Below are 3,109 nucleotides of genomic sequence, written 5' to 3'. Positions count from 1 at the left end.
CGCTACGTACTAACTAAAATTTGGAATTCTGATAATAAAGTCTTCTAGTATCTACTTTAGTTATATTAACTTCTTCGCTTGTTTCACTATCACATAAAACGCGTTTGGCGTTGTATGGTTAAGCCTCACGGGTAATTAGTACAAGTTAGCTTAATGGCTCACACCACTTCCACATCTTGCCTATCAACGTTGTAGTCTTCAACGGCCCTTCAGAGACTTTAAAAGTCTAGTGAGAACTCATCTCGAGGCCTGCTTCGCGCTTAGATGCTTTCAGCGCTTATCAGTTCCGAACGTAGCTACCGGGCAATGCCATTGGCATGACAACCCGAACACCAGCGGTTCGTTCACTCCGGTCCTCTCGTACTAGGAGCAACCCCTCTCAATTCTCAAACGCCCACGGCAGATAGGGACCGAACTGTCTCACGACGTTCTAAACCCAGCTCGCGTACCACTTTAAATGGCGAACAGCCATACCCTTGGGACCGACTTCAGCCCCAGGATGTGATGAGCCGACATCGAGGTGCCAAACACCGCCGTCGATATGAACTCTTGGGCGGTATCAGCCTGTTATCCCCGGAGTACCTTTTATCCGTTGAGCGATGGCCCTTCCATTCAGAACCACCGGATCACTATGACCTACTTTCGTACCTGCTCGACGTGTCTGTCTCGCAGTTAAGCTGGCTTCTACCATTACACTAACCGTACGATGTCCGACCGTACTTAGCCAACCTTCGTGCTCCTCCGTTACTCTTTGGGAGGAGACCGCCCCAGTCAAACTACCCACCAGGCACTGTCCGTAACCCCGATTCAGGGGCCAACGTTAGAACATCAAAACTACAAGGGTGGTATTTCAAGGACGACTCCACAAAAACTAGCGTCTCTGCTTCTAAGTCTCCCACCTATCCTACACATGTAGGTTCAATGTTCAGTGCCAAGCTGTAGTAAAGGTTCACGGGGTCTTTCCGTCTAGCCGCGGGTACACAGCATCTTCACTGCGATTTCAATTTCACTGAGTCTCGGGTGGAGACAGCGTGGCCATGGTTACACCATTCGTGCAGGTCGGAACTTACCCGACAAGGAATTTCGCTACCTTAGGACCGTTATAGTTACGGCCGCCGTTTACCGGGGCTTCGATCAAGAGCTTCTCCGAAGATAACCCCATCAATTAACCTTCCGGCACCGGGCAGGTGTCACACCGTATACGTCATCTTGCGATTTTGCACAGTGCTGTGTTTTTAATAAACAGTCCCAGCCACCTGGTCACTGCGGCTCCAATCAGCTTAGAGAGCAAGTCTCATCACCAATCGGAGCGTACCTTCTCCCGAAGTTACGGTACGATTTTGCCTAGTTCCTTCACCCGAGTTCTCTCAAGCGCCTTAGTATTCTCTACCTGACCACCTGTGTCGGTTTGGGGTACGATTCGGTATAATCTGAAGCTTAGAGGCTTTTCCTGGAAGTATGGCATCAGCAACTTCATCACCTTGGTGACTCGTCTCGTGTCTCAGCCTAACAGCAACCCGGATTTACCTAAGTCGCTAGCCTACACACTTTCACATGGACTACCATCGCCATGCTTGCTTAGCCTGCTCCGTCCCCCCATCGCAATTATACCAAGTACGGAAATATTAATCCGTTTCCCATCGACTACGCCTTTCGGCCTCGCCTTAGGGGTCGACTTACCCTACCCTGATTAACATGGGATAGGAACCCTTGGTCTTCCGGCGTGCGGGTTTTTCACCCGCATTATCGTTACTCATGTCAGCATTCGCACTTCTGATACGTCCAGCATACCTCCCGGTACACCTTCAACCGCTTACAGAACGCTCCCCTACCACTCAGAATAAATTCTGAATCCGCAGCTTCGGTGCATAGTTTAGCCCCGTTACATCTTCCGCGCAGACCGACTCGACCAGTGAGCTATTACGCTTTCTTTAAAGGATGGCTGCTTCTAAGCCAACCTCCTGGCTGTCTGGGCCTTTCCACATCGTTTCCCACTTAACTATGACTTTGGGACCTTAGCTGGCGGTCTGGGTTGTTTCCCTCTTCACGACGGACGTTAGCACCCGCCGTGTGTCTCCCGGATATTACTTTACGGTATTCGGAGTTTGCAAAGGGTTGGTAAGTCGGGATGACCCCCTAGCCTTAACAGTGCTCTACCCCCGTAAGTATTCGTCCGAGGCTCTACCTAAATAGATTTCGGGGAGAACCAGCTATCTCCCGGTTTGATTAGCCTTTCACTCCTAACCACAGGTCATCCCCTAACTTTTCAACGTTAGTGGGTTCGGTCCTCCAATTGATGTTACTCAATCTTCAACCTGCCCATGGCTAGATCACCGGGTTTCGGGTCTATACCTTGCAACTATTCGCCCAGTTAAGACTCGGTTTCCCTACGGCTACCCTAATCGGTTAACCTCGCTACAAAATATAAGTCGCTGACCCATTATACAAAAGGTACGCAGTCACCCTCGAGGGGCTCCTACTGCTTGTACGTACACGGTTTCAGGTTCTATTTCACTCCCCTCACAGGGGTTCTTTTCGCCTTTCCCTCACGGTACTGGTTCACTATCGGTCAGTTGGGAGTATTTAGCCTTAGATGATGGTCCACCTATATTCAGTCAAAGTTTCACGTGCTCCGACCTACTCGATTTCACTTAAAATGCATTTTCATGTACGGGACTATCACCCTGTATCGTGGCACTTTCCAGAGCCTTCCATTAACACATAATAAGCTTAAGGGCTGTTCCGATTTCGCTCGCCGCTACTATCGGAATCTCGGTTGATTTCTTTTCCTACGGGTACTTAGATGTTTCAGTTCTCCGCGTTCGCCTCGTTAACCTATGTATTCAGTTAACGATACCTGCAAGCAGGTGGGTTTCCCCATTCGGAAATCCTAGTCTCAAGTGCTTTTTACTAGCTTGACTAGGCTTATCGCAAGTTAATACGTCCTTCATCGCCTCCAACTGCCAAGGCATCCACCGTGTACGCTTAGTCACTTAACCATACAACCCAAACGGGTCTTTGTTTCGTGACAGTTTAACTTCGCCAGAAGTTAATATTGAATACTAAAGTAGATACCAATTAATCCGAGGATTAAATGGCACTGAATGAT

The 3,109-nt window shown here is 49.1% G+C and carries 1 rRNA gene; it reads right to left on the bottom strand.

Features of this window, described 5'->3' with window-relative positions:
• Positions 1-114 precede the first annotated feature (114 nt).
• A 23S ribosomal RNA gene (locus CWB77_RS17445) occupies positions 115-2,999 on the bottom strand.
• Positions 3,000-3,109: the final 110 nt, after the last annotated feature.

Source organism: Pseudoalteromonas sp. S1610 (assembly GCF_005887465.1).
GTDB classification, from domain to species: Bacteria; Pseudomonadota; Gammaproteobacteria; order Enterobacterales; family Alteromonadaceae; genus Pseudoalteromonas; species Pseudoalteromonas undina.
This window is presented reverse-complemented; position numbering and strand designations above follow the sequence as displayed.